The 501-nt window shown below is 59.5% G+C and carries 1 pseudogene; it reads left to right on the top strand.

What is annotated here, in order from left to right:
* Positions 1–501 (top strand): annotated as a pseudogene (locus tag AC5RVV_RS17995) (restriction endonuclease); the annotation flags it as partial.

Genomic DNA, 501 nt, shown 5'->3' with positions numbered 1-501 from the left:
TGGTGCTCGACCTCAACGACATCGACGAGACGCTGATCCCGGAACTGCAGAAGCTGTCCAAGGACGTCTTCGACCTGGACTCGATCATTAACGCGGCCGGCGAGCTGAAGTACATCGGCCAGATCAAGAGAATCCTCGCCTCCCAGTTCAAGGAACCCGAGGACGAGTGGGTCAAATTCTTCACGACCCGCGTCTACGAGGGCGCCTACACCCAAAAGGTCCGTCAGCAGTTCACCGGGCTGGTGGCCAAGGCAACCAAACAGTTCCTCAACGACCAGGTCAACGAACGCCTCAAGACCGCTCTAGGCGCACCGAACTACCCACACAGCGACGATGCGGCCATTGCCGCAACCGTCACCAGTGAACCCGCAGTGGAAAGCGACCTGACCCAGGCCGACAGCGTTGAGACAACACTGGAAGAACTTGAGGGCTACCAGATCGTCAGAGCCATCGTCTGCAGCGAGGTCAAACCAACCCGGGTCACCCAGCGGGACGCGAAGT

The sequence above is a fragment of the Arthrobacter sp. MDT2-34-1 genome (assembly GCF_059091365.1).
The sequence above is the reverse complement of the archived record's forward strand: the minus strand, read 5'-3'. Positions and strand labels throughout refer to the sequence as shown.